Origin of the sequence: Actinotignum timonense, from assembly GCF_002860685.3 — a bacterium.
Taxonomy (GTDB): domain Bacteria; phylum Actinomycetota; class Actinomycetes; order Actinomycetales; family Actinomycetaceae; genus Actinotignum; species Actinotignum timonense.
On sequence record NZ_CP136960.1, the window covers coordinates 97,812 to 122,736 of the forward strand.

Consider the following 24,925-nt stretch of genomic DNA (forward strand, 5'->3'; position numbering starts at 1 on the left):
TGTTGAGCTGGTGCGGGAAAGTCGGGGTTGGTGCGGGCCTATAGGACACTTGGGGGTGCGGACGGTTTCCTAGAGATTTTTAAGGAGAACGTTCAATGAGTAAGCGTACGTACACGAGAGAGCAGATCCGTAAAGCCCTCACCACCTACCAACGCACGCAATCGGTAACCGCCACAGTCCGTAAACTGGGCTACCCAGGCCGAGACACGCTCTACAAATGGATCCGGAATAGCAACGAGAAACCAGAGCAGAGAAAACCGAAGAAACACGCCCCTAACCAGAAAATATCAACGGACGTGAAAGTAACTGCCTGCAAGCGATTCCGCAGCGGGGAAAACGCCTACACTATCGCCCAGGATCTAGGAATCGTGAACTGCACAAACATCTATGCTTGGGTTAAAAAGTGGGATGCGGAAGGCAGTCTAGGACTCATGAACGAGAAAGAATGCGACCAGATCAAAGCGAAAACCCGCCACCAACTGGAAGCCCAGCTACCCCAAGACCCGGAAGAATTACGTGCTCTTGTAGCCGATTTAATCGTGCAGAAACGCGTCTTGAAAGCCCAGCTCGAGCTAGCAAAAAAAGGAAAAGCCCGCACAGGCGGGCGCAGTGAAGCGGTAGAGAAAACACGGGTAGCTAACCAGCTACGCTCTACCACGCCGCTAGCCATGGTCTTAGATACCTTGGATTTGCCGGCAAGCTCGTACTATTACACCGCTAAACAGCTAGAGCGGCCTGACAAGCATGCTCGCTTGCGTGAGTTGATCGCTCAGATCGCGCGCGAGGGCTTGTATACGTATGGGTATCGGCGTATCCGTTTAGCGCTTAGAAAGCTTGGGTATGTGGTCTCGGAGAAAGTCATCCAGCGCTTGATGCGGGAAGAGGAAATCCCGGTCAGGTATGCCAAAGCACGCCGGAAGTACTCTAGTTACGGCGGGGAGATCAGCCCGGCACCGGAAAACCTAGTCGAGCGTGACTTCCACGCTGATGAGCCCGGACGGCTTTGGCTCACGGATATCAGCGAGTTCCACGCAGCTAACGGGAAGGTTTATCTCTCCCCGATTATTGACTGTTATGACGGGAAAGTCGTGGCGTATACGAGGGGATTACACCCAACCTCAGTGTTGGCTGATTCCTCCCTTGAAAACGCCCTGGCAACCCTCCCGCACCAGCGTCTAAACGAGCTACAAGCCGGCCAGAGTGAGCATCCACTCGTGATCCATTCGGATCGGGGAGTCCACTACCGGTCTGTGTCCTGGATTGAGCTTACGCGGCGTTACGGGTTGACGCGGTCGATGTCGAAGAAGGGGTGTAGTCCGGATAATTCTGCTTGTGAGGGGTTTTTCGGGCGGATGAAAACCGAGATTTATCACGGGAAGAAGTGGGCTACAACCGATGAGTTATGCGAGGCGATAGACGAGTATATGTTCTTCTATAACCAGAAGCGTATTACCTTGAAGTTCGATGGTTTAACGATTGTGGAGCATCGTCAAGCGGTTTTAAGCGATAATGTCCAATAAACAGTCCGCAGCCCCTTTTGTCCTATAAGCCACGGTCGTGTCGCGTTTGTTCTGGTCTTTGGTGGTCTTTTTCGGGTTCTTGGGGGTACATTCGGGGGTACACGTTCGGGGTACGAAGTAGTACCCCCAAAGCTAGGCGGCAAGCTGGCTGACACGCCCCGCAGTAATGCCGAGAGCGGATGCGATATCCCGCGTAGAGTACCCCTCCTCCCGCAAAGCATGAATCGAGCGCAAGGTCGCTTCTTGCAAACGGGCCTTTTCTTCTTGGAGTTCGAGTCGCTTCTTAGCGATTGCGAATGCCGTTCCAATTTCCGGGCTTAAGCCTTCGCCAGCTTCTAGCTGGATGTTGAACGTGGCGTCGTCTGGTAGATCCGCAGAGAGGATAATTGCGTCAGTCATTCCTTTGCAGAGCTTTTTAAGGGTGGGAGCAAAGTCGAGTGCTCCGGGATACTCGACACACTGACCAAGCCAGTCACCATCTTCCCTGGTTACAGTCACGCGGTAGGTTTTCATTTCGTTAGCCATCCTTCCCCGAGTATTGGCGCAAATTACTTTTCGACCGTCGCCGACATTTCGATGCGTTTGTTGATTTCTCCTGCCTTTACATCTACAAATTTAGCCACTAAACACTAACTGGTCAAGATTCTAAACATTCCGATCTTCCCGGCCGCCAGCGGGTGTCGAACGGAAGGAAAAACCCGATCTGTTTACCCATGTAGACGCGGCATGTTTACAGGGGTACACTATCCGCTACGAAACGGGCCCACCCCTTGAACGAGCTCAAGACAATCGCGAAACAGACCGGCCACACGCTCGTAACCACCGAAGGCACTTGCCACACGCGCGTTACCATCGGCAACGTAAGCAACATCGTGGGGCGCCACCGCGACATTCCAGAGGAAACCGCAAAGGGCACAATCCGTAAGTTCAGGAAAGGACTAGGACTATGAGCAGGACGCACGTGAGAGCCTTCCGCGACCACGGATGGTGGGGGCTCGAACTTACAGTAAACGGGGAAATTTACCATTCCCAAGCCCGCAGACTCAACGAAATTAGCGATATCGTCGCCGATGCGCTCAATCTTCTTAATGTTGAAAACCGCGGATTCGATTTAGTCATAGACGTTGGCTCAACCGCCGAAACTATTGCTCGGGCCAAGAAACTATCCCGGCAAGCTCACGAACTTCAGTCACGTGCATCGCAAGCTACACGAGAAGCCGCTACCAGCTTGCGATCTTCGGGTATGACCGTCCGTGAAGTTGCAGAGATTATGGAGCTCTCACCCGGCCGCATTTCCAAGATCCTACAAACAGCCTAGGAACCACGAAATCTCACAGGAGACCCACGCTTTGAGTAGCGTGTTGTGCGATGCTTATCCATAACCGCCGCGGGGCGGGAAGCTTCTTCGGCTTCCCGCCCCGCGTGCATCCATTTATTTTTTGAGGCCGGCGCAGTCCTCAGCAGAGTTCCGGTCAAGCCCGGCCGAGTTCCAGCCAGGTTCCGATCCAGATACCGGTCCAGTCCCGACCAGGTTCCGGTCCGGTCTCAGCCGAATCCCCGTCCAGCCCCGCTCCGAATCGCCACATCATTCGCTCGAGTCCGGGGCGCTTAGCTGCGCCGTCGTACTACAAGGTGCGGCTAATTGCTGGCGTGCGTTCCGTCCGCACCGTGCGAAGCCTCGCGCGAAGCATCCGCGCCGCTCGCGTGATCCGCACCTGCGGCACCGCCCGCGCGCTCCGGAAGCCCGGCACCGCCCGCGTGCGTCGCGCCTTCCGCAAGTTCCGCAATCCCCGCGATTTCCGCGAGCTCCGCAAGGTCCGGCGCGCTCTGCACCCGCTGGCTCGCCGGCGTGCGCGCCAGCTTCCCATCAGGCTGAACATCCCAGGACCGCTCCAGGTGACCTTCCGCAAGTTCCGCACCCGCGGGGGCCGAGGCCGGCGTCGCCGGTTCAAGAGACGTACCGCGCAGGCGCGAAACCGCGCGCATGCAGTGGTAGATGATAATGGCACCGAAGGAACCGAGCGCGATCCCCTCGAAGACCATATCCCCCACCGTCCAGGTGTAATTCGCGATCGCCACCACCATCGCCACCGCGGCGGTATTGAGGTTGACCGGGTCGGAGAAGTCCACGCGGTTCTGCACCCAGATACGCACCCCGAGCATGCCGATCATGCCGTAGAGGATCGTGGCCGCGCCGCCCAGCACTCCGGGAGGAATCGTCGCAACAACCACGCCGAACTTCGGGAACATGGACAGCACCAGGGCCGTGACCGCCGCCACGATGTAGGCCGCGGTCGAGTAGACGCGGGTCGCGGCCATCACGCCGATGTTTTCCGCGTACGTCGTGGTACCCGAGCCGCCGCCCGCGCCGGCGAAGACCGTGGACAGGCCGTCGGCGAACAGCGCCCGGCCGGTCACGCCGTCCAGATTGCGCCCGGTCATCGCGGAAACCGACTTCACATGCCCCACGTTTTCCGCGATCAGCACCAGCACCACCGGGACGAACAGCCCGAGGGTGGATACATCGAAAGCCGGGGCGTGGAAAGTGGGGATACCCACCCAGCTGGCGTCGCCAATCGCGCTGAAGTCCACTTCGCCGCGGATGCAGGCGCATACATAACCGATAATCACACCGATCAAAATGGACAGGCGCCCGATAATTCCCTTGAAGAGGACCGTGACCGCGAGCACCGCCACGATGGTCACCACCGCGGTCACCGGCGCGGCCTTGACGTTATTCCAGGCCGCGGGGGCCAGGTTGAAGCCGATGAGCGCCACAATTGTGCCGGTCACCACCGGGGGCATGAGCTTATCGATCCACCCCGCGCCGAAGACCATCACGATCAGGCCGACCAGCAGCAGGGCCGCGCCCGTCGAAATAATGCCACCCTGCGCGAGCGCCATCCCGTGCGAATCGATGGGGCCACCGCCCTGGGTGTAGCCGGTCACCGCGCCGATAGGCGCAATGAGGGCAAAAGAAGAGCCCAGGTAACTGGGCAATTTTCCGGCGGTAATAAGGATAAAAAGAAGGGTTCCGCATCCCGTGAAGAACAATGTCGTCGAAGGATCGAAACCCGTTAGTAAGGGAACGAGGAACGTTGCGCCAAACATTGCAACAACGTGCTGCATTCCAATGCCGATTGTGGCTGGCCACCCCAGCCGTTCGTCCGGTTGAACCACCTCACCCGGCGCGATGCGCACACCGTCGCCGTGAAGTTTCCATACTTGTGCCATGAATGCTCTCCTCGTTGCTCTTCGCGCGGGCTTACCCGCGCATAGAAGGAATGGGTTCGCAATCTCGCAGTGGCGCGACCGGGATACCGCGTGGCGACCGGCCCGCCCACACTCGTTTGAACCTGAATTAGTGTATGGCTTTTTACGGACGGTGCAAGTCCCGCGCGGCTCGCTTCACAGGGACGACGACGCCGCTACCGCTCAAAAACTAGGTAAACTCTACGTAAACAAGGTGACATGGGATGTGTCACACCTCCGGAGTCGGCGAACAGTGCGGGCTATCTCCCAGCGCGCGCAGCTGCTTTTTCGGGGCCGGTGAACTAGCGTTAAACCCGTGACCCAGCAGCATCTTGGGCCCCGCGAGGCCTACCGTCGTAAGATCCAGCAGCGCCAGACCGTGGTGTTCAGCATCGTGTCCGGGGCGCTCGCACTTGTTTTTGCCCTCTGCCTGCTCATCTGGCTCGGCATCATCCCCTCCCCGATCAATAAGGAATTCGCGGCCGACCCGGATCCCGATGAGGTCACCATCCCCTGCCTGAGCGGCCCCACCGCGCCGCTGGAGCTCTCGAAAATTAACGCGAATGTGTATAACTCAACGTCGTCGAGCGGCCTTGCGGCGGAGGTTGCGCATAACCTCGCGGAAATGGGCGTCACGGTAGGGACGACGGCGAACTGGCCAGCCGGTGTAGATAAATACGGTGCGATTGTGCAGGCCGGACCCGATGGCCTGGCCGCTGCCTACACCCTGGCAACCTTCATTCCTGATTCGGTGGTGGGATTCTCTAATGACACCACGGGCCAAACGGTCACGGTGATCCTGGGTGAGAAATTCGATGCACTGCGCAACCCGGAAGATGCTGCCGCTCAGCTCACCGATGGGCAGCTTACTTCCCCGGGCAATTGCGTGCCGGTAAGCGAAGCGCGGAAGTAGGCAGCTAGCTTAGTTGCCGGCCACCGCGCCGGGCCCGAGGTGATCATCGCGGTCCGAGTAGAGCACGGTGAAGCGCTCCACCACCACATCCCCGGCCGGATCGAATTCCAGCCCGGCCGCTGCCGCTTCTGCCCGGAAGAATTCCGTGTGGGCGGCGCGCCAGCTCTCCAAGCTGCAATCACCTTCGCCTTCAGCCTGCGCGATCTGCGCGCTGACCTCTGTAAAGGGCATGACCTCCACGCTATCGGTGCGGATAAGGGCACGCGGGCGTTCTTCCCCATCCAGCACAATCGCCAAATCGCCTTTTTCGGGGAGCGGCACATCTTCGGCGCGGTAGCTATCCGCCCAGCTCGACGTCGCAGTTTTCCTCCCCGCCACGATAAGTTCAGCAATCTCGGTGGCCTCTTCGGAGGTCAAACCGAAGCTAAATGCCGGGGGCCGGAAAGCGGAAATTGATTCACCACCGGTGATGACCTCAAGCGGGTTGATTTTCCCGCGCGTGACCGCGCGGGCCCAAAAAGCTTCGAGGAAGCCTTCTACCTGGGTGTTCTCACTCATGAGCGCTCTCCTCGAACGGCTCGGACGGTTCGGACGGTTCGGATGTGCGTTTCGCCGGCCCCGGGTTCAAACCTTCGGCCTCCAATGCGGCGTTGAGCCATTGGGTGGTAAGAATGCGCACCAGGGCATTAGCGCCCAGCGCCCCGCCCGCGATGGTCAGCGCGCGATACCCGCGTTTATTCCAGCGCCTCGCCCCGGCGATAACCATCGCCAAGCCCAGCCCGGCCTGCGCGGAAGAAATAATCTCCAGCAGCCGCGGATGATCCAGGTAGAGGCGCCGGTACACCTTCCACATTCCGGCCGGGGCCGAACCGTAACCGGATACCTCATAGGCCAGGGAGGCTTTCATGCGTTCCGGGAAAGCCTGCGGGGTGAAGACGGTCGCTTCCGGAATATCCGCCGGAATATCCGCGGCTTCCCGCGCCCCGCGCAGCACTTCACCCACCGCTGCCGGCAGGCCCAACACCTCAAGGAAGCGCGGCACCGCTTCGGATACCGGGGCGGTGAGCGCCTCGGTGAGATCCCCGGCATCCACCTCCGGGAAATCATCGAGAATACGCCGCACCCGCGCCCCTGCTCCCAGTTCTTCCCGGGAGAAAGCCGCGGCGGCACTATTGGCTTCCACGTGCGGAAGATCCTGGAGGGTATCCAGCCACTTCCAGTAGGTGATCCCGGAGTTCTGCCGGATGACCAAAACCGGGTTGCGCCAGCTGGGCGCCGCCCCCGCGGTGGAAAGCACAATCACGAACCCGGGCCGCCGCCCGATTTCCGCATCGCGAGCCAGGGGCACATCCGCCACCATGACATTGGCGTTCCCGTGCGCGAAAACAGCCACCGGTTTTTTGATGCGAGCCGCCAGGCCCGGCACCCGCGCGAAAGGCACATCGGAAATAGCCACCATGGGCCCGTTGTGCATGGTCGGGATTTTACCTTCATCACCGGGCAGCAGCGGGGAATCGGAAACCGGAGCGAAAGCCTGAGTTTCCTCCACTATCGGGTTCGCCGCGGCCGGTTCCGCCGCGTGAGCGGCGGCGTCGTCGTGCTGAAGGTGCGCATCCGCGTACGCGAGATCCGCCTCCGTGACATCCACTTCACCCAAATCAATATTCGGGTACACCACGTATCCATCCACCTCAATGTGGATTTTGCGCAGTTCGTGATCCATTTTTTGGGCGAAATCCACGAGGTTGAGGCCGGGCACGATGCCGGGTTCTTCCTCCCGAGCGCTCGCGCCGGTATCGGCATCCGCACCGGCCTCGGATTCTTCACCGCTTCCGGAAGGCACCGCGTTTTCCTCGCCAGCCGGCGCCGATGTGCCGCTAGGCCCATTCGATTCAGCCGCTTCCAGCACGCTCCGGATCGTGGCGACGCGGCGCCGCTTGCCGGTCACCGCGATTTCGAAACGGAAAATATCACCGTCGTGATCCCCGCGGACCACCACGCCTTCGCGCGCGAAGAATTCCTCGAGCTGGGCGGGGCTGGTCAGGCTCTGGTCGAGCCGCTGTACCTCACCGCGAACCGGCCTCCACTGATACATTGTCCCCTCCGTTCATCCGTGCCCGGATCCGATCAACCTGGTAGAGCGAAATCCCCGTGGCGACCGCGGCGTTGAGCGATTCCATGCGCGCGGCAATCGGAATCGAGGCAATCACATCGCATTTATCGCGAATGAGCCGCGCCAGCCCGCGCCCTTCCGAGCCGGTCACCAGCACCAGCGGGGTATCGGCCAGGCTGAGGTTCTCCACCGTGGTGGAGCCGCCGCCGTCCAAACCGACCACGAAATAGCCCATTTTCTTCAGCTCATCGAGCGTGGAAGCAAGGTTCGTGACCCGCGCGGTCGGCACAATGGACACCGCCCCGGCCGACACCTTCCACACCGTGGCGTTCACCCCGGCCGCGCGACGCTCCGGCACGATGACCGCGTCCGCGTTGAACGCCGCCGCGCTGCGCAACACCGCCCCCAGATTATGCGGGTCGGTCACCGAGTCGAGAGCCACGAAAAGCGGCAGCGGGCCGCCCGCTTCGTGGCGCTCCAGAGCCGCGTGCGCTTCCTCAATGGCATCCGCGTACTCGTAGGGCGGCACTTCGATGGCCACGCCCTGGTGCACGGCGTTATCCGTCATGCGGTCAAGCTCCCCGTGGGAAACTTCCACCAGCGGGGCGCCCAGCGCGGTTGCCTGCGCCACCAGCTCCGCCAGGCGCTCATCGCCCACCGCGGAAGTCTGCATAAAGACCCTGGTCAGGGGCACGCCGGCCCGTACCGCTTCGCGCACCGGGTTACGCCCGCAAATAAGTTCGTGGCCGGGCGCCGTGTGCAGATCGCGGCGCAGCTTGAAGCTGGAACGCTCGCGCGCCTCGGCTTGCGCCTTGCGGGCATCGCGCACCTGCTTTTCTTTATAGGCCTTGTGGTAGACCCGTTCCTCCGCTTTCGGGGTGGGGCCTTTGCCTTCCAGGCGCCGGCGGTTATTCCCGCCCGAGCCGACCGTAGCGCGCTTCTTGCCCTTGGGGCGCCGGGTGCGTCCGTCTCCCATATTTCTCCTACTTTTCTTCCGCGCCGGTGGCGAGCTCTGCTGTTGCGGTGGCGGGTTGCCCGGTTTCGCTAGCGGGCACGCCTGCGCCTGCCGCGGGCACTTTCGCCGCGGTGGCGGTTTTTTGCGCGTTTTCTAGGTGCCAGTGCGCGCCGTCCGCCGAATCTTCCACCGCGATGCCGGCCACGTGCAAAGCATCGCGGAGCGCATCGGCCCGGGCCCAGTCTTTCGCGGCGCGCGCGGCCGCGCGTTCCGCCAGCATAGTATCGACGACGGCGCCCAGCGCCCGCGCGGTTGCTTTATCAGCGCCACTGGAATTACGCCAGGGGGCAGCCAGGGGATCCAGGCCGAGCACATCGAGCATGGCCCGCACCCGCACCTGGGCGGCGCGCACTCCGGCGCTGTCCCGTTCCGCGAGCGCGGCGTTCCCGCGGCGCACCTCCTCATGGATCGCGGCCAGCCCACTCGAGACATTGAGGTCATCATCGAGAGCCCGCACGAATGCTTCGGGTAGATCCGCCGGACCCACCGCCGCGATTTCTTCCGCCGGTACTTCTTCAGTGGCAGCCACCGAGCGTTCCACGAATCCAGCCAGGCGCTCCCACACCGCCCCGGCTTCCGCCAGGCTTTGCGGCGAGTAATCCACGGTGGAGCGGTAATGCACCGTTCCCAGCGCGAAACGCACCACCGCCGGGGATACCTGCGCGGTAACATCCTCCAACGAGACGACATTCCCCAGCGACTTACTTATTTTTTCGCCATTAACGGTCACCCAGGCGTTATGCATCCAGTACCGCGCGAAATTCCGCCCGGCAGCGTGGGCCTGCGCCTGCTCATTTTCATGGTGCGGGAAGCGCAAATCGATCCCGCCACCGTGAATATCAAATTCCTTACCCAGGTAGTGGGTGGACATCGCGGTGCACTCCAGGTGCCAGCCCGGCCGCCCGCGCCCCCAGGGAGTATCCCAGGCCGCGCTTTCCGGTTCACCCGGCTTGGGGGCCTTCCACAGCGCGAAGTCATGCGGATTGCGCTTATCGGCTTCCCCGCCTTCCTCATCCACCACCATATTTTCGAGCTTTTGGCGGGTGAGGGAACCGTAATCGGGTAGCGATGCGACGTCGAAATACACATTGCCGGGCTTGCCCACATAGGCGTGGCCGGCGTCGATAATCTCCTGAATAAGCGTGATCATCTGCGGGATGTGCCCGGTAGCGCGCGGTTCGTACGTGGGATCCAGGATGCCGAGGGTGCGGTAGGCGGCGCTGAATTCCTTTTCGAAACGGTAGGCCCAGGCCCACCACGGGGCACCGGCTTGCGCCGATTTATCGAGGATCTTATCGTCAATATCGGTGACGTTACGCACCAGGCGCACCTCATTGCCGCAGCGGCGCAGCCACCGCACCAGCACATCGAAGGCCAGGGCGGAGCGAATATGCCCGATATGCGGGGACCCCTGCACCGTAGCGCCGCACAGGTACACACTGACCTTCCCGGGTTCCAGGGGAACGAAATCCCGGACGGCACGGGCTGACGAATCATAGATCTTGAAGCTCACGTAGTCAGTTTACCCGCTCCCTGCCGGCCAGGCAGCGCCCTTCCTCTGCTGGTGTACCGAGACGGCGCAACTGCGCCGTGACCGAAGCTGCGCCGTCGTACCTATTCCCGCACCACTCCCCCGCGAGCGCCGTTCAACGCCTCGTTACCCTCCTCGCCTACGATGAAGCCATGCACAACACTTCCGCAACGCCGGGCGCGAGCATGCCGCCGGCCACGCAACCGGCCAGCACGCCGGCCACGCCGCCCGCGCGTTCCGTTCTTTTCAACCGCCGCGTGCTCCCGTGGGCGCTGTGGGATTGGGGTTCGGCAGCTTTTAACGCCGTCGTCACGACTTTCGTTTTCACCCCGTATCTGTCCAACGAAAAATTCTTCGGGACCCAAGCCAATGCTTTGATCGGCTGGGGCCTGGCGCTGGCCGGGCTGCTCGTGGCGCTTATCGCGCCTGCGGTGGAGCAATGGGCGGACCGCTCGGGGAAGAAAAATTCCCTCCTCACCCTCACCACCTTCGTCACGATTGTGTGCATGGCGCTGCTGTTCCTGGTGGCGCCTTCGCCTTCTTACCTGTGGCTCGGGGTGGTGCTGCTGGCCGTGGGCAATATTGTTTTCGAGATCGGTTCGGTGGTCTACAACGCGATGGTCACCGATATTTCCACGCCGGCCACCCTGGGCCGCATCTCCGGTTTCGGTTGGGGCATGGGTTACGTGGGCGGTATCGTGCTGCTCCTCATCCTTTTTATTGGTTTCATCAGCCCGGATACCGGTTGGTTCGGGGTGACGAGCGCGAACGGCATGAACATCCGCGTATGCATGATCGCGTGCGCGCTGTGGACGCTCGTTTTTTCCGCCCCGCTCATGGTGCTGTCCCGCGACGAAGCCCCGCGCGGGGAACAATCCCGCGGCATCATCGCCGCCTACCGGGCGATTTTCCGCTCTATTGCGCGGCTGTGGCGCGCGGATCGCTCCACGTTCTGGTTCCTCATTTCTTCCGCGATTTACCGCGACGGCCTGGCCGGCGTCTTCGCCTTCGGCGGGGTGCTCGCGGCTCGCGTTTTCGGTTTCACGCCCGGGGAAGTCATGATTTTCGGCATCGCGGCGAACGTGATCGCGGGGGTTGCGACCATTGCGTTCGGGTGGTTGGAAGATATTATCGGTGCGCGCCGCGTTATTTTGATGTCGCTCACTTTGATGATCGCGTGCGGCTGTGTGTTGTTCTTTATGCACGACGCCGGGAAATCCCTCTTCTGGGTCTTTGGCTCCCTGCTGTGCATTTTCGTGGGGCCGGTCCAGAGTTCTTCGCGTACCTACCTGGCGCGGCGTGCCGGCCGGGAGAATAGCGGCGAGCTTTTTGGCCTCTATGCCACCACCGGCCGCGCGGTTTCTTTCCTCACTCCGGCCCTCTATTCGGCTGCGATTATGAGCTTCGGCTCGCTGGCGGGGGTAAGCGGCGACGCCGCGGCCCACTACGGCATCCTCGGGATTATCGCGGTGCTCGCGGTGGGGCTGGCCGCTTTCTACGGTTCGCTGCGCGCCGGGCGGCGCTAACTCTGGCAGCGTCGTCGAACCTTAATGCGTGAAGCGGCCCGGGAGAATTCCCGGACCGCTTCGTTCACACGGATCTCAAAACGTGCCTGTGCTTCAAAACGAGCGTGCGCCGTAAAAAACGAAAACGCCACGCGCCTGAGGCGAACTAGGCGGAAGCCGCGGCGCCTTCTTCTGAGCTACTTTCCCGGCCTTCGTTACCTTCGGCCAGGATCTCATCGAGGAGTTCACCGGCTTCTTCTTCGCTCAATTCGCGGGCGAGGGCAATTTCCGAGCAGAGGATCTGGCGGGCGCGCTGGAGCATCCGCTTCTCCCCCGCCGAAAGGTGGCGGTCGGTATCCCGGCGGGTCAGGTCACGCACCACTTCGGCTACCTTATTAACATCCCCCGAGGTGAGCTTTTCGGTATTCGCCTTGAACCGCCGGCTCCAATTGGAAGGTTCTTCCACATCCTGTTCGCGCAGGACCCGGAACACCACTTCAAGCTGATCTTCGTTGGAGACATCACGGACCCCAACTTCCTCAATGGATTCGGCCGGAACCTGAATGACCATATCGCCCTGCATGACGTTAAGCGTGAGGTAGGTGCGCTTTTCACCCCTGATAATCTTGTCTGAAATATCAGTAATTTCCGCTGCCCCGTGATGCGGGTAAATAACGGTTTCTCCGACCTTGAACGGCATTGAATCAGAACCCTTTCTCCGCTGCGCGTTCGCGCAATATGCGCATATCCGATAGACATTTTACCATTGACGGTGTAGTCTCTGATCTTTTTTGCGCTGCAAGCCACAAAGCGCTGAGGTGCGGGCCACAAGTTCGCAGGCAGGCAGGCCGCCCAAGTTTGCAGGAAGACCGACCGCACGCTCACTCCGCATGCGGGAACGCGGGCAGCCGCCCGCGCTCGCGCCCAGGCCGCGACTACTCAGAAACCAGCTTGTAGCCGAGCCCGCGCACCGTCACCAGCGCGGTGGGCGCGGAGGGATCCACTTCGATCTTCGAGCGAATCCGCTTGACGTGCACATCCAGGGTCTTGGTGTCACCCATATAGTCCAGGCCCCAGATACGGTCGAGGATCTGGGGGCGGGTGAGCACCCGGTCCGGGTTACGCAAGAAGAGTTCGAGGAGTTCGAATTCCCGCAGCGGCATGCTGATGAGTTCCCCGCCCACGTAGACTTCGTGCTTATCGGTATCCATTTCGACCCGGCCCACCCGCAGCACATCTTCGTCCACGTCGTCGGCGGCCCCGGTGCTGGCCCGGCGCAGCACCGCCCGCACCCGCGCCACCAGTTCCCGGTAGGAATACGGCTTGGTCACGTAATCATCCGCGCCGACTTCCAAGCCGACCACCTTATCGATTTCAGAATCCTTGGCGGTGAGCATAATGATGGGCACATCGGAGGTGGCCCGAATCCGGCGGCATATTTCCTCCCCGGACATCCCGGGGAGCATGAGGTCAAGAAGCACCACATCGGGGCGCGCCACCCGGAATTGTTCGAGGGCCGCGGTGCCGTCCGCGGCGGTGACCACCTCGTAACCGTCCCGGCCCAGGTTGAATGCGAGGGTATCGCGGTAGGTCGGTTCGTCATCAACAACAAGAATCGTGGTCATGGTGTTTCGTTACTTCCTCTCCGAATGCTCGAGCAGATCGGTTTCAAGACTAGGAGCCAGCGCAGAATCCCCGGCCAACGCAGCGCTACCGGCCAGCTCAGAACCAGCAGCAGAGTCAGGAATATATGGCTCGGGTAGGCAGATGGTGAAGGTGGAACCCTGGCCTACCTTGCTCCACAATTTGATCCGCCCGCCGTGGTCCTGGACCACGTGCTTGACGATAGCAAGGCCGATCCCGGAGCCCCCGGAATTGCGGTCCCGGGCGGCATCCCCGCGGTAGAACCGTTCAAAAATACGCTCGCGTTGCGCCGCCTCAATTCCTTCACCTTGGTCGACGACGGAAATAAGCACCTGCCCATCCGCCAGCGATGTTGCTATCGAGACCCGCCCGTGCGGCCGGGTGTAGCGCACCGCATTATCCAAAAGATTGCGGATCGCGGTGGCGAGCATGCGCCTATCGCCATACACCGCGAGGCCCGGCTGCCCGCCGCTCACAATTTTCACCCCGCGATTGGCGGCTTCCACATCCATCCGCGCAACCGATTCGGCCACCACCGCATCAACATCCACGAGCTCCGTGGTGGTCAGCGCATTGCCTTCTTGGAGGCGCGAAAGCTCGATAATATCCTGAACCAGGCCGCGCAGGCGCACCACTTCGGTATCCAGCTGGGCGGTGAAATGCCGCACCGCCTGCGGGTCATCCGCCGCGCTTTCCAGGGTTTCCACCAGCAAAGAAATCGCCCCCACCGGGGTTTTTAGCTCGTGGGATACATTGGCCACGAAATCCCGCCGGGTTTCCTCCAGCTTGAGCTTCTCGGTATTGTCCTCGAAAAGCACGAGCACCCGCCCGCCGGATAGCGGCGCCGCGTAGACCATCAAGCGGGTATCGCTCTGGTTTTTCAGCGTGGAGCGCTTAATGGAAAGCGGGCGGGAGAGTACTTCCCCGGTATCGCGCACCCGCGCCACCAGCTGGATGAATTCCGGGCGCACCAGGCGATCATCACGTACCAGCCCAAAACTATAGGCCTGGGTGGAAGCGCGTTCCACCACATCAAGCGCGGACACCAGCACAAAGAACTGCGGAATCGCCTCGAGGACTTTCACGGCATCCTCCACCGGCTCCACCGTGGTGGTCACCCGCAGCGGGCGCAGGGAACGCTGCGAATAGGCGAAAGCCAGGGAGGCGATAATGCCCACGGCGATGCCTCCGCACACCGCAGCAAGAACAGCGATTCCTTCTACCATGGTTCCAGACTAGCCTGTCCGAGCGGAGCCTGGCACGCCCCACAGCCCCGAAACCCCGCTATTTACCTACTGTTTACGCAATATGCCGCTAGTGTTAACCCCGTACTGCTGAAATGAAACCTGTGGTGCGCCGCCGTGCGCTACGAACGCGCCCGCGGGCGCACAGACATGAGGAGCTTTAATGCGTCAAGAATTCCGCAACGAAATGAAGACGCTCGAGGAAACGCTTGCCAAGCAGGCTCGCAGCGCCGCTCGGGCGATGGAACACGCCGCAGATTCGCTGCGGAACGCCAACCTGGCCCTGGCGGAATCGGTTATCGATGCCGATGCGAATATTGATGAGCTGCAGCGTCAGATTGAGGATATGGCTATTTCGCTGCTGGCGCGCCAGGCGCCGGTCGCCTCGGATTTGCGGACCGTGGTGACCGCCATGCGCATCGCCATCACCCTGGAGCGCATGGGCGATCTGGCCCGCCACGTTGCCTATATCGCGCGCGGGCGTTTCCCCGAGCGCGTGGTGGGTGGCCCCGGCTACGACCTGCTGGTACGCATGGCTGATGAGGCAGTGCGGGTGGGCCGCCAGGTGGAAGAGCTGGTGCGCAAGCAGGACCTCGCCATCGCCGATGAAATCGATGAACGCGATGAGGTTCTTGACGATCTGCACCGCCAGTCCTTCCAGCTGGTGCTCGATGAAGATAACGGCATGAGCCACCAGGAAATCGTGGACGTGGTGCTGCTGGGTCGCTTCCTGGAACGCTACGGGGATCACGGGGTGACCGTGGCGCGCCGCATGCACTTCCTGGTCACCGGCCTGCGCGTGGATGTGGAATCCACCCCCGGCACCGAAGAAGAAATGCTCGGTGGCGACTTCCCCGAAGGTTTCTCCGCCGGGGATATGGAAGACTAATCGCCGCCTCGCCGCACCGGCCAGCTTCGCGAGCCAGCTCAGCTCACTAGCCAGCTAGGCTCCCGCGGCCGGCCGCGGCGCCGTCGTTCGGGCCTGTACTACACGCGGTCGCTGACGCGTGCGGTACGGGCCCGCACTAGTTTCCCGCGCACCGGAACACTCAACCACACGAGGGCGAAGAGCGCCGTCGTGACAAGAACAATGGCCGCACCCGCCGGAATATCCGCCGCCCAGGACAGCCACACCCCCACGAAAGCACTCGCGCACCCGAGGAGCGGGGCGAGGAGCATCATCGTGCCCACGCGGTCGGTGAGGAGGCGCGCGGTGGCGGCCGGGGTGACGAGCAGGGCCAGCACCAAAATATTGCCGATGGATTGCACGGAAATCACCACCGCGAGCGCCACGGTGAGGTAGAGGCACACGTCCACGAGCAGCACGCGGGTGCCGGTGGCGCGCGCGAAATCGCGGTCCACGCTCACGGAGAGCAGCGCCGGGTGGAGCACGGCCAGGAAAAGTAGCACGGCCGCGGCCACCACCGCGGAGGTGAGCACGTCGGAACTATCCACGCCGGTGAGCGACCCGAAGAGGAAGGATTCGAGGGAACCGGTGTAGCCGGGGATGCGCGCGATCAGCGCCACGCCGAAGGCGAAAGCCGCGGCCATAAAGATGCCGATAATGGAGTCTTCGCGCAGGTTGCGGTTTTGCGAGGCGAGCGCGATAAGAAGGGCGACGACGCCGCCCGCGACCGCTCCGCCCACCAGAATGGACCCCTGGAGCGCAAATGCGATAACGATGCCGGGGAAAACGGCGTGGGCGAGGGCATCCCCCAGGAAGGACATGCCGCGCAGCACCACGTGTACGCCCACCGCCCCGCACACCACCGCGGAGAGCATGGCGACCAGCAACGCGCGCGGGAGGAAGCCGAGTACCGGATTGGACAGGTCGGCCAGGAAATCAAAGAAACTCATGCTTTCACCATTCCGAGGACGCGCAGCAGCGGCGAGGAAGCCCGCACCTGGAAAGTTTCCATCCACAGGTCGGCGCGGAGGATATCGGCGGGCGGACCGGCCGCGATAATTGTGCGGTTGAGGAGGGCCACGCGGGTGGAAATATCGACGGCCTGGGTGAGGTCGTGGGTGGACATAATGATTCCGGCCCCGCCGGCGCGCAGCGAGAGGAAAAGATCGGCCAGGGAATCCTGGGTGGGGTGGTCGAGCCCGGTGAAGGGTTCGTCCAGGAGGAGGATGGCCGGGTCGCGCACGAGGGCGCGCGCGATGAGGATGCGCTGTTGCTGCCCGCCGGATAGCTGCCCGATGGGACGACGGCGCATCTCGAATAAATCGACCCTATCGAGCGCCGCATAGACTTTTTCCCACGCGCTACGCCCGAGGCGCGCCCGGGCGAGCAACCCGCGGCGTTCCAGCCCGGTGGCCACCAGTTCCTCCACGCTCATGGGGTAGCCCCATTGGGTGGCGCGGGACTGTGGCACGTAGCCGATGGCGCGGTGCGGGCGGCCGGGCCGGACCCGCTCCCCGCGCACCTCGACCGTGCCGGCTGCCGGGGTGAGCAGACCCATAATGCTGCGCATGAGGGTGGTTTTCCCGGCACCATTCGGGCCGATGAGGCCAACGAGCTCGCCGGCTTCCACCTCGAGATTGACATCGCGCAGCACCCGCACTCCCCCGAGCACAACCGCGAGGTCACGAACCGTTAGCGCTGGCACGATTCCTCCTCCGCCTCGCTATCGCGGGCCTGGGTGCGGGCCGCGAGCGCGGCCTCCTGGTGGCGGCGGCGCGAGGCGCGCGCCCCGATGAAACCGGCGGCAATGAGGAGCACCGCGCCGGCGCAGCCGATCACCACCCAACGCAGCGGGATTTCCGCCTCGCCGGCAGCCGAGTTCTGAGAGCCCTGCGCACCGGATTGCGCGGTGCCGGATTGGCCCGCGGCAGATTGCCCGGCCTGCGCGTTATCCGCGGCCGAGCCGCTGCCAGCTGCGCCTTCGCTCCCGACCGGCCACTGGGCCGCGCGGGCGTCGTCGGCAGAGGTATTCGCACCCACCGCGAAACGCAAGGTTACGGTTTTCTCCACCTGGGTACCGTCCGTGAGCTGGGCGGATACCGTGAGGCGCACCAGGTGCACGCCGGGCTGGGTGAAGACCCAATTGGCGTGGGTGTGGGTATTGAGGGAGACGTGCACCGGCTGCGAGGTGGCGACTTCGGAATTCCACAGGAGGGTGGGCCCGGAGAAATTACCCGAATCGACGAAGGCGGTGAACTGGCCTTCACCCGCGTGCCCGCCGTAGGTGAGGGCCACATCGCCATTGACGCGGCTGACCACGCCCGGGTCCTGGGTATTCCAGCCGAGCCAGGGCACGTCGGCGAGCTGCTGCTGCGGGATCACGTAGGCCGGGCCGGAGGCATGAATAAAGGAATAGGCATCGGTGGCGGGCACCTCCATGCGGGCGGCCTCCCCCACCCGGAAGACCACGTCGTCCATGGAGCGCCACACCGGCGCGGCGCCCGAGTCATCGCGCACCAGGAAATCCCAGCCGGCATCGGTGAGCCGGGGGCCCATATCCACGTGGCCGGAGCTGATCTCCACCGGGGTGCCGGCCGGGGCGAGTTGCTCGTCCCCGCTCACCGTTTGGGTGAGAGCCGGATCGACGGCGGTGCTGGAGCCGCTCCCGCTAGTGGAGCCCGGCGCGGCTGAGGGCTGCGCGGGCGCCGGGTCCGGATGGGCGAAGGCCCGCGCGGGCATGGCCAGCACCAGAGCGCAGCTGAGCACCATCAAGGTCAGGGCGGCGAGCAGGCGGGCGCTAACAGAGCGGACGGCGCCGGAACGTGCGCTCAGGTGCGCGGTAGAGAATCGAGTCATGAGTTGTCCTTCGTGGGTTCGGTAGCGGGAAGCTGAGCGGCGGGCGGCGCGGCTTGCGAATCAGATTGCGGCGCAGCGCCCGGGTCCGCGTGCGTATCGGGCGCGGTAGGCAGGGGCAGCCGCGGGACCTGGTAGTCGGGAGGCCAGGCCGGCAGCGCGCCCGGATCGAGGCAGCTTTTCAAGGCGCGGCCATTGGCGATCATCATGGCTTCGTAGGTGGTGGCGGCGCCGTCGAAAGAATCAGAATAGAGCTGGCAGACCGCCACACCCGCCGCGCCCGCCACGGCCCGCAACTCCCCCGCGTGCGAGGCCGTGGTCGGCTCCCCGAATACCGCGGGAACGCGCAGGTCCAGGAGCGTATGGGTGAGATTGGCGAGCTGGCGCGCGGAAGGCTCCAGCGCCGGATTCGGGGTGACGAAACCGACCGTGTCCAGGCCGTAGGCACGCGCCAAATAGCCGAAGCCGTCATGCGCGGTTACGAGCTTGCGTTGCCGCGCCGGAATAGAGGCGACGACGCCGCGCAGCCACTCATCCACGCCTCGCAATCTGGCAATATACGCCTGCGCATTGGCCGCGTAGGTGGGCGCTCCCTGCGGATCAAGGGCACTGAGCTCGGCCGCGATGGTTTCCACATAGGCGATGGCGTTCGAGGCATCCAGCCACAGGTGCGGATCCACATCGCCGTGCACGTGTTCGCCGAGCACCGCCTGGGCCAGCACCCAGCTGGTATCCCCGGCCCGCCCTAGGAAACGCCAGGCGGGATCGCCGGGAATCTGGGTGGCCACGGTATGGGGCACCGCCACAACCGCGCTATCCGGGGAAACTTCGGTGGTGCGGGCCGATTCGATTTCCCCGCGCAGGGTAATGGCGCCGCTATCGGCCATGGTGATATCCACGTGGCCGGCATCGATCACCCGGGTCCGCCCGGTGCTGGCCGGGTCTACCCCAACGGCAAAGACCACCGTGCCCTCCCCGAGGCTGCGGCTCTCCCCGTTCTCCTGCACTTCGGCGCGCATGCGCAATTCGTAGATGCCGGGGGCGGAAAAAGCCCAAGACATATGGGTGTGGGCCTGGGCGGGAAGATCCACATGGCCGAGATCCTCGCGCGAGGAATCAATATAGACCTTGGGTCGCCCGAACGTTCCGGTGGTGAAAGCGGCGAGGGTGCCCGGGCCGGTGACCGAGACCGCGCGCAGCGAAACACTGGGAGCCGAAGTGGTGGGGGCGGAAGGGGCGGCGTCGTCGTTCCCCTCCCGTGATTGTGCCGCAACGGGTGCGCCGGCACGGAAACCGAGCCACACGGTACTGAGGGCTGCGTCTTCAACGAGTGCGATGTGGCGTGCGCCGTACGCGACGGCCGCCTCACCCAAACCGACGTTTTTTACGCCGGGGCGCCTGGTAGCATCCATGGTGGCGAGCAGCGCTTGGTCCTCCAGCAGCAATTGGTTGGAGAAGACGATGTCCGCCCGGGCCAGTTCCCGCAAGGACCGTAGTGACGGTTCAAAAGAATGCGGGTCTGCCCCGGGCGGCACGAGGGAAGTCACCTCACCCCGCTCGCCCAGAACATTCTGGGCGAGGTCCGCGAGTATCGGAGTGGAGGCGACAACCCGTGGCGCATCGGAATTCCGATCGCCAGTTTCGGCGCGGGTCCTCACTCCCGCGGCCGAAACACTACCCGTCAGCGCTTCCTGGCTCCCACCGGAAGGGATACCGGCAGGGCAGACCATCGCGAAGATGGACGCGATGGCGGGTAGCAGCTTCATCATGCTCGGACACACACCTCCGGATACGTGAATCCAGGCCGCCGGGCGGCGGCGCTGCGCTCGGCTTTCAGGCCGGGCGCTTCCCAGGCAGCGGCCGAGCCGCTCACAAGCCGTAACGATAACCGTTATCATTACCAGCTCAATGGTAGGGGGTGGGGCGGGGATGGACAAGTCCCGGCCGCGCTGCCGTGACTGAGTTAACAGCAACAGGGCCCCGGTCTGACCGGAGCCCTGCTACCTAGCTTGCCTAGCTCAGCGCTAGCAGCTGCAAATTACGTGCGCATGACGCGAATTACTTGCCCTGGTTGGCAACTTCCGCGATCTTCTTCTGCGCTTCGGGATCGAGGTAGGTGCCACCCTTCTTCACGGGCTTGAGGGTTTCCTCATCAAGCTCGTAGACCAGCGGAATGCCGGTGGGGATGTTCACGCCCACGATGTCATCATCGGAGATGTCATCAAGGTACTTGACGATGCCGCGCAGCGAATTGCCGTGCGCCGCGATCATGACGGTCTTGCCGGTCTTGATAGCGGGGACGATATCGGATTCCCAGTAGGGCAGCGCGCGCGCCAGCACATCCTTGAGGCATTCCGAGCGCGGGATCGGCTCACCGGCGTAGCGGGGATCCTGATCCTGCGACCATTCCGAACCGAGCTCAATGGCCGGCGGCGGAACATCGTAGGAGCGGCGCCACTGCATGAACTGCTCTTCGCCGTATTCGTCGCGGATTTCCTTCTTGTTCTTGCCCTGCAGCGCACCGTAGTGGCGTTCGTTGAGGTGCCAGGAACGCTGCACCGGAATCCAGTGGCGATCGCATTCATCCAGGGCAATATTCGCCGTGGTGATCGCGCGCCGGAGCAGCGAAGTAAAGAGGAGGTCGGGGAGGATGTTGTTCTCCTTGAGGAGCTTGCCGCCGTGAGCGGCTTCCGCGCGCCCCTTTTCCGAGAGCGGCACATCAACCCAACCGGTGAACAGGTTCTTTGCGTTCCAATCGCTCTCACCGTGGCGGAGCAATACCAGTGTGTAGGTCATATTGTTATTCTTTCATGTCGCGGCGCGGGTTACCACGCCCTTTGCCTAGAACTTAAAGGGGAACGACGACGCCGTGCGCCCGCGCCCGGCATCACTGCCGGCCGCGTGCGCAGGGCTGGGCCACCAGCGGTTTAGCAGCCGATTGACAGCTGCGAAACGGCCACTTAGCAGCCCGGCGCGTTCGATTCCACCGAGCAGGATCCGGGGCCCGAGGAGCTCGGGTCGGAACTGGGGTTATCCGAAGGGGACGAGGAACACGAGGCCAGGGCCAGGGAGCACAGCAGTGCGCCCGCCACAGTCAGTAGTTTCTTCTTCACCTTACCCACTCTACCGATGGAAGCTCGCCACGGGCGAGCCTTGAGGCCTAGCGCGGCGGGCGCCGGACTGCGTGTCCCCGGCGCCCGCCACCTGCCAGGCTGGCTCTGCCGGCTTAGTTCGCCGCGCCTTCAGCTGCGCCGTCGTTCTTCTTTTCCGCCTTGGCGCCCTTCCCGGAAGCCTTTGCGGAAGCGGGCGAGGCGCCCTCGAGCTGGGTATCGACGAGCTCTTCGGCGGCCGGATCATCCTGATCGGCTTCGGCGTGCTCGAGGCTGGCCTTGGCCTTGTGATCGTAGATCTCCACCTGGGCGTTCGTGGCCGATTGCGAGGCCGAGGGCCGCGAGGAGTCACCCTTGCGTGCCTTCGCCGCGCGGCGGCGGGCCGCCTCACCGGTGCCGAGGTCAGCGAGCACATCCACGCCGCGCGAGGCGGTGTAGCCCACTTCGCCTTCGAAGGCGTCCACGATGAGGGTGCGCAGCTCGGAGACGAGCGGGGCCTTCGGGTTGGCCGGGGTGCACTGGTCTTCCAGGGCGCGGTCGGCCAGCCAGTCGAGCTTGGGCTCGAGCGCTTCCCAGGTCACCCCGTTGGCCTTGAGGCTCATCTCGATACCGAGATCCTCGGCGAGCTTAGTGACCTCGTCGATGAGGGATTGCACGCCCTCTTCGGTGGTCGAGGCCGGGAAGCCCATGTACCGCGCGAATTCCGCGAGGTCTTCGTCGGCGCGGTAGTGCTCGTAGGCCGGGAAGATGGAGTGCTTGTAGGGCTTGGTGGCGTTGTAGCGAATAACATGCGGCAGGAAGATCGCGTTGGTGCGACCGTGCGCAATATCGAATTCACCGCCAACCTTGTGCGAGAGCGAGTGCACAATGCCCAGGAACGCGTTCGCGAAGGCCATACCGGCCATAGCCGAAGCGTTGTGGACCTTTTCCTTCGCTTCCATATCGCCATCCAGCACGGACTTGCGCAGGTTGGCGAAGATGAGCTGGGCGGCGCGAATGGACAGGCCGCGGGTGTAATCGCTGGCCATCGTGGACACGTACGATTCAATCGCGTGCGTGAGCGCGTCCATACCGGAATCGGCGGCGGTGCGCGCGGGCACCGAATCCACGTACTGCGCATCCACAATCGCCACATTCGGGGTAATCGCGTAATCGGCGAAGGGGTACTTGACGTGGGTTTCGGCGTCGGTAATCACCGCGAAAGGCGTACATTCCGAACCGGTACCCGAGGTGGTCGGGATGGCCACGAACTGCGCCTTGCGCCCCAGCTTCGGGAAGCGGTAGGTGCGCTTGCGAATATCCATGAACTTCTGCTTCATGCCGAAGTACGAGGATTCGGGATGTTCGTAGAAGAGCCACATGGCCTTCGCGGCGTCCATGGGGGAACCGCCGCCCAGGGCGATAATGCAATCGGGCTGGAATTCTTCCATGAGTTTCGCCCCGCGGAACACCGTGGTCGAGGAAGGGTTGGGTTCCACGTCCTGGAAGATGTTCCAGGCGACGTCGTCCCGGCGGGCCTTGAGGTGATCGATAATAACGTCCACGTAGCCGTTCATGACCATGCCCGGGTCGGTGACGATGAAGACACGCGAGATCGCGGGCATCTTCTGCAGGTACTGCGTGGAGTACCGCTCGAAGTACGTCTTCGGCGGAACCTTGAACCACTGCATATTGTTACGCCTTTCCGCAATTCGCTTGATATTAATGAGGTCGACGGCGCTGACGTTATGCGAGACGGAATTCCGCCCGTAGGAACCGCACCCGAGCGTCATGGAGGGGATGAGGCCGTTGTAAACGTCGCCGATGCCACCCAGCGCGGAAGGAGCGTTGACGATAATGCGGCAGGCCTTCATACGCAGGCCGTATTCGCGCGCCACGTCCTTATCTTCCGTGTGGATCACCGCGGTGTGGCCCAGGCCGCCGAAACGCAGCAGCTTTTCGGCCACGTCGAAGCCTTCGGCATCGCCTTCCACGGTGGTGTAGCCGAGCACCGGGCACAACTTCTCACGCGAGAAGGGTTCTTCGGGGCCCAGGCCCTCCAGCTCAACAAGGAGGATCTTCGTTCCGGTGGGAACGTCAATGCCCGCACCTTCGGCGATGCGGTCCGCGTTCATACCCACAACGTCGGCGCTGATGGTGCCATCCGCCTTGACCATGAACTTAGCAAGCTTCTTCTTTTCCTCCGGGGTGACAATATGGCAGCCCATGCGCTCGAATTCGGCGAGCAGTTCTTCGCGGATCGAGGCATCGATCACGAGGGACTGTTCGGAAGCGCAGATCATGCCGTTATCGAAAGTCTTCGAGAGGATGAGGTCATTAACGGTGCGCTTGATCTTGGCGGTCTTGTGCACGTACACCGGGGCATTGCCCGGACCCACGCCCAGGGCCGGCTTGCCGGTGGAGTAGGCGGAGGCCACCATGCCCGCTCCCCCGGTGGCGAGGGCCAGGGAGATGGAATCGTGGTTGAGCAGGGTCTTCGTGGCTTCCAGGGAGGGAGTTTCGATCCACTGGATGCAGTGTTCGGGGGCGCCGGCGGCAATCGCGGCGTCCAGCATGACCTGCGCGGCCAGCGCCGAAGACTTTTGCGCACTGGGATGGAACGCAAAAATAATCGGGTTGCGGGTCATAATCGAGATGATGCACTTGAACATCGTGGTGGACGTCGGGTTGGTCACCGGGGTCACTCCGGCGATCACGCCCACGGGCTCGGCAATTTCGATAATGCCCTTTTGCTTATCCTGGCGAATAATTCCCACGGTGCGGTCATACTTGATGGAGTTCCAGATGTATTCCGTGGCGAAAAGATTCTTGATGCACTTATCTTCGTAGAGGCCGCGGCCAGTTTCTTCAATGGCGGCCTTGGCGAGCACCATGTGCTGATCAACCCCGGCAAGGGCCATCGCGTGCACAATCGCATTAATCTTTTCTTGATCGAAGGCATCGAATTCTTCGAGGGCGGATATTGCCTGCGATGCCAAGCGATCGATCATGTCACCAACGTCGGTGCGGTCACCAATTTGCTGAGTGGTAGCCATAGTTCGCTTTCTCCCGATGGATCCGCGCCTGTGTCACCTTCGGCATATAGCGTTGCCCCGCGCTGCGGGAGGCCCGCCGTGCGGGAGAACGCCGGCTCTTGACGAACCACGCGCGTTTCCGTGCGAGCCGTGATGCCGGTTGCCGGCTCCATCGTCGCTCGCGCCTTTACCTTAGCGAATGAAAGATGCTTGCGTTGTAGCGCAGCTCGCACCGGGCGCGCCGCGGAATGAGCGCGGGGAAAGTCGGGACTTTCTGCCCGTTACCTGCGGTTTTACGCGCGGA

General features: G+C 62.8%; 21 protein-coding genes. 5 read left to right on the plus strand and 16 right to left on the minus strand.

What is annotated here, in order from left to right:
* The first annotated feature begins 95 nt into the window (after positions 1–95).
* Positions 96–1,520: an IS3 family transposase gene (locus CYJ17_RS00370; protein ID WP_087069845.1), complete on the plus strand. Its 1,425-nt coding sequence runs from the start codon at positions 96–98 to the stop codon at positions 1,518–1,520.
* 132 nt (positions 1,521–1,652) lie between these two features.
* Here the strand turns inward: CYJ17_RS00370 and CYJ17_RS00375 are convergent, their stop codons facing one another.
* On the minus strand, positions 1,653–2,045 hold the full coding sequence (locus CYJ17_RS00375) for a hypothetical protein (protein WP_143231840.1): 393 nt from the start codon (positions 2,043–2,045) through the stop codon (positions 1,653–1,655).
* Positions 2,046–2,466: 421 nt separating this feature from the next.
* Between CYJ17_RS00375 and CYJ17_RS00380 the strand changes: the two genes are divergently transcribed.
* Positions 2,467–2,838 carry a hypothetical protein gene (locus CYJ17_RS00380; RefSeq protein WP_101595674.1) on the plus strand — a complete coding sequence of 124 codons (372 nt, stop codon included), beginning with the start codon at positions 2,467–2,469 and terminating at the stop codon, positions 2,836–2,838.
* Between the two features lie 320 nt (positions 2,839–3,158).
* Here the strand turns inward: CYJ17_RS00380 and CYJ17_RS00385 are convergent, their stop codons facing one another.
* On the minus strand, positions 3,159–4,754 hold the full coding sequence (locus CYJ17_RS00385) for a uracil-xanthine permease family protein (protein ID WP_087070331.1): 1,596 nt from the start codon (positions 4,752–4,754) through the stop codon (positions 3,159–3,161).
* 334 nt (positions 4,755–5,088) lie between these two features.
* Between CYJ17_RS00385 and CYJ17_RS00390 the strand changes: the two genes are divergently transcribed.
* Positions 5,089–5,685: a LytR C-terminal domain-containing protein gene (locus CYJ17_RS00390; protein ID WP_087070330.1), complete on the plus strand. Its 597-nt coding sequence runs from the start codon at positions 5,089–5,091 to the stop codon at positions 5,683–5,685.
* Positions 5,686–5,694: 9 nt separating this feature from the next.
* On the opposite strand, the gene CYJ17_RS00395 is transcribed toward CYJ17_RS00390, so the two are convergent.
* Genes CYJ17_RS00395 through cysS form a run of 4 tightly spaced genes read right to left on the minus strand, consistent with a single transcriptional unit; the run spans position 5,695 to position 10,326 of the window.
* Positions 5,695–6,243 (minus strand): ASCH domain-containing protein, encoded by a 549-nt coding sequence (locus CYJ17_RS00395; protein WP_087070329.1) that lies wholly within the window; start codon positions 6,241–6,243, stop codon positions 5,695–5,697.
* Complete coding sequence (locus CYJ17_RS00400) at positions 6,236–7,780, minus strand: hypothetical protein (RefSeq protein ID WP_087070328.1); 1,545 nt, start codon at positions 7,778–7,780, stop codon at positions 6,236–6,238. The genes CYJ17_RS00395 and CYJ17_RS00400 overlap by 8 nt, the downstream gene beginning before the upstream one ends.
* Positions 7,752–8,774 carry a 23S rRNA (guanosine(2251)-2'-O)-methyltransferase RlmB gene (rlmB, locus tag CYJ17_RS00405; RefSeq protein WP_087070327.1) on the minus strand — a complete coding sequence of 341 codons (1,023 nt, stop codon included), beginning with the start codon at positions 8,772–8,774 and terminating at the stop codon, positions 7,752–7,754. Before rlmB ends, CYJ17_RS00400 begins: the two co-directional genes overlap by 29 nt.
* A gap of 7 nt (positions 8,775–8,781) precedes the next feature.
* Entirely contained in the window at positions 8,782–10,326 is a 1,545-nt protein-coding gene (gene cysS / locus CYJ17_RS00410; protein WP_234984456.1) for a cysteine--tRNA ligase, read from the minus strand.
* A 170-nt stretch (positions 10,327–10,496) separates the two neighbouring features.
* Between cysS and CYJ17_RS00415 the strand changes: the two genes are divergently transcribed.
* Positions 10,497–11,870 carry an MFS transporter gene (locus tag CYJ17_RS00415; protein ID WP_234984455.1) on the plus strand — a complete coding sequence of 458 codons (1,374 nt, stop codon included), beginning with the start codon at positions 10,497–10,499 and terminating at the stop codon, positions 11,868–11,870.
* Positions 11,871–12,015: 145 nt separating this feature from the next.
* Here CYJ17_RS00415 and CYJ17_RS00420 read toward each other — a convergent pair whose 3' ends face one another.
* From CYJ17_RS00420 to CYJ17_RS00430, 3 genes are all read right to left on the minus strand, one after another.
* Positions 12,016–12,549: a CarD family transcriptional regulator gene (locus CYJ17_RS00420; protein ID WP_016443353.1), complete on the minus strand. Its 534-nt coding sequence runs from the start codon at positions 12,547–12,549 to the stop codon at positions 12,016–12,018.
* A gap of 235 nt (positions 12,550–12,784) precedes the next feature.
* Positions 12,785–13,474, minus strand: coding sequence for a response regulator transcription factor (locus tag CYJ17_RS00425; protein ID WP_026429031.1), 690 nt, complete (start codon positions 13,472–13,474; stop codon positions 12,785–12,787).
* 9 nt (positions 13,475–13,483) lie between these two features.
* On the minus strand, positions 13,484–14,719 hold the full coding sequence (locus CYJ17_RS00430) for a sensor histidine kinase (RefSeq protein WP_087070325.1): 1,236 nt from the start codon (positions 14,717–14,719) through the stop codon (positions 13,484–13,486).
* Between the two features lie 181 nt (positions 14,720–14,900).
* Here CYJ17_RS00430 and phoU point away from each other — a divergent pair, with 181 nt between their 5' ends.
* Positions 14,901–15,626: a phosphate signaling complex protein PhoU gene (phoU, locus tag CYJ17_RS00435; protein ID WP_087070324.1), complete on the plus strand. Its 726-nt coding sequence runs from the start codon at positions 14,901–14,903 to the stop codon at positions 15,624–15,626.
* A gap of 98 nt (positions 15,627–15,724) precedes the next feature.
* On the opposite strand, the gene CYJ17_RS00440 is transcribed toward phoU, so the two are convergent.
* The 7 genes from CYJ17_RS00440 to adhE form a co-directional block, all read right to left on the minus strand.
* Positions 15,725–16,594, minus strand: coding sequence for an anchored repeat-type ABC transporter permease subunit (locus CYJ17_RS00440; protein WP_087070323.1), 870 nt, complete (start codon positions 16,592–16,594; stop codon positions 15,725–15,727).
* Positions 16,591–17,349, minus strand: a complete 759-nt coding sequence (locus tag CYJ17_RS00445; RefSeq protein WP_180948687.1) for an anchored repeat-type ABC transporter ATP-binding subunit — start codon at positions 17,347–17,349, stop codon at positions 16,591–16,593. Before CYJ17_RS00445 ends, CYJ17_RS00440 begins: the two co-directional genes overlap by 4 nt.
* A complete protein-coding gene (locus CYJ17_RS00450) occupies positions 17,337–18,500 on the minus strand; it encodes a choice-of-anchor M domain-containing protein (RefSeq protein ID WP_101595670.1) in 1,164 nt (387 codons plus the stop codon). The genes CYJ17_RS00445 and CYJ17_RS00450 overlap by 13 nt, the downstream gene beginning before the upstream one ends.
* Positions 18,497–20,395: an anchored repeat ABC transporter, substrate-binding protein gene (locus tag CYJ17_RS00455; RefSeq protein WP_286049007.1), complete on the minus strand. Its 1,899-nt coding sequence runs from the start codon at positions 20,393–20,395 to the stop codon at positions 18,497–18,499. Before CYJ17_RS00455 ends, CYJ17_RS00450 begins: the two co-directional genes overlap by 4 nt.
* A gap of 160 nt (positions 20,396–20,555) precedes the next feature.
* The gene (locus CYJ17_RS00460; protein WP_016443345.1) at positions 20,556–21,293 is read right to left on the minus strand and encodes a phosphoglyceromutase; all 738 of its coding nucleotides are present in this window, start codon (positions 21,291–21,293) and stop codon (positions 20,556–20,558) included.
* A gap of 164 nt (positions 21,294–21,457) precedes the next feature.
* A complete protein-coding gene (locus CYJ17_RS00465) occupies positions 21,458–21,610 on the minus strand; it encodes a hypothetical protein (protein ID WP_154653577.1) in 153 nt (50 codons plus the stop codon).
* Between the two features lie 113 nt (positions 21,611–21,723).
* Complete coding sequence (adhE, locus tag CYJ17_RS00470) at positions 21,724–24,642, minus strand: bifunctional acetaldehyde-CoA/alcohol dehydrogenase (RefSeq protein WP_087070321.1); 2,919 nt, start codon at positions 24,640–24,642, stop codon at positions 21,724–21,726.
* Between the last annotated feature and the right edge of the window lie 283 nt (positions 24,643–24,925).

Excerpts from the sequence above, each read along its gene's own strand:
- CYJ17_RS00450 (WP_101595670.1), bottom strand. The coding sequence starts at position 18,500 with ATGACTCGATTCTCTACCGCGCACCTGAGCGCACGTTCCGGCGCCGTC.
- CYJ17_RS00440 (WP_087070323.1), bottom strand. The coding sequence starts at position 16,594 with ATGAGTTTCTTTGATTTCCTGGCCGACCTGTCCAATCCGGTACTCGGC.
- CYJ17_RS00385 (WP_087070331.1), bottom strand. The coding sequence starts at position 4,754 with ATGGCACAAGTATGGAAACTTCACGGCGACGGTGTGCGCATCGCGCCG.
- CYJ17_RS00380 (WP_101595674.1), top strand. The coding sequence starts at position 2,467 with ATGAGCAGGACGCACGTGAGAGCCTTCCGCGACCACGGATGGTGGGGG.
- CYJ17_RS00430 (WP_087070325.1), bottom strand. The coding sequence starts at position 14,719 with ATGGTAGAAGGAATCGCTGTTCTTGCTGCGGTGTGCGGAGGCATCGCC.
- CYJ17_RS00455 (WP_286049007.1), bottom strand. The coding sequence starts at position 20,395 with ATGATAACGGTTATCGTTACGGCTTGTGAGCGGCTCGGCCGCTGCCTG.
- CYJ17_RS00425 (WP_026429031.1), bottom strand. The coding sequence starts at position 13,474 with ATGACCACGATTCTTGTTGTTGATGACGAACCGACCTACCGCGATACC.
- CYJ17_RS00460 (WP_016443345.1), bottom strand. The coding sequence starts at position 21,293 with ATGACCTACACACTGGTATTGCTCCGCCACGGTGAGAGCGATTGGAAC.
- CYJ17_RS00395 (WP_087070329.1), bottom strand. The coding sequence starts at position 6,243 with ATGAGTGAGAACACCCAGGTAGAAGGCTTCCTCGAAGCTTTTTGGGCC.
- CYJ17_RS00375 (WP_143231840.1), bottom strand. The coding sequence starts at position 2,045 with ATGGCTAACGAAATGAAAACCTACCGCGTGACTGTAACCAGGGAAGAT.
- CYJ17_RS00370 (WP_087069845.1), top strand. The coding sequence starts at position 96 with ATGAGTAAGCGTACGTACACGAGAGAGCAGATCCGTAAAGCCCTCACC.
- phoU (WP_087070324.1), top strand. The coding sequence starts at position 14,901 with ATGCGTCAAGAATTCCGCAACGAAATGAAGACGCTCGAGGAAACGCTT.
- CYJ17_RS00400 (WP_087070328.1), bottom strand. The coding sequence starts at position 7,780 with ATGTATCAGTGGAGGCCGGTTCGCGGTGAGGTACAGCGGCTCGACCAG.
- CYJ17_RS00420 (WP_016443353.1), bottom strand. The coding sequence starts at position 12,549 with ATGCCGTTCAAGGTCGGAGAAACCGTTATTTACCCGCATCACGGGGCA.
- CYJ17_RS00415 (WP_234984455.1), top strand. The coding sequence starts at position 10,497 with ATGCACAACACTTCCGCAACGCCGGGCGCGAGCATGCCGCCGGCCACG.
- adhE (WP_087070321.1), bottom strand. The coding sequence starts at position 24,642 with ATGGCTACCACTCAGCAAATTGGTGACCGCACCGACGTTGGTGACATG.
- rlmB (WP_087070327.1), bottom strand. The coding sequence starts at position 8,774 with ATGGGAGACGGACGCACCCGGCGCCCCAAGGGCAAGAAGCGCGCTACG.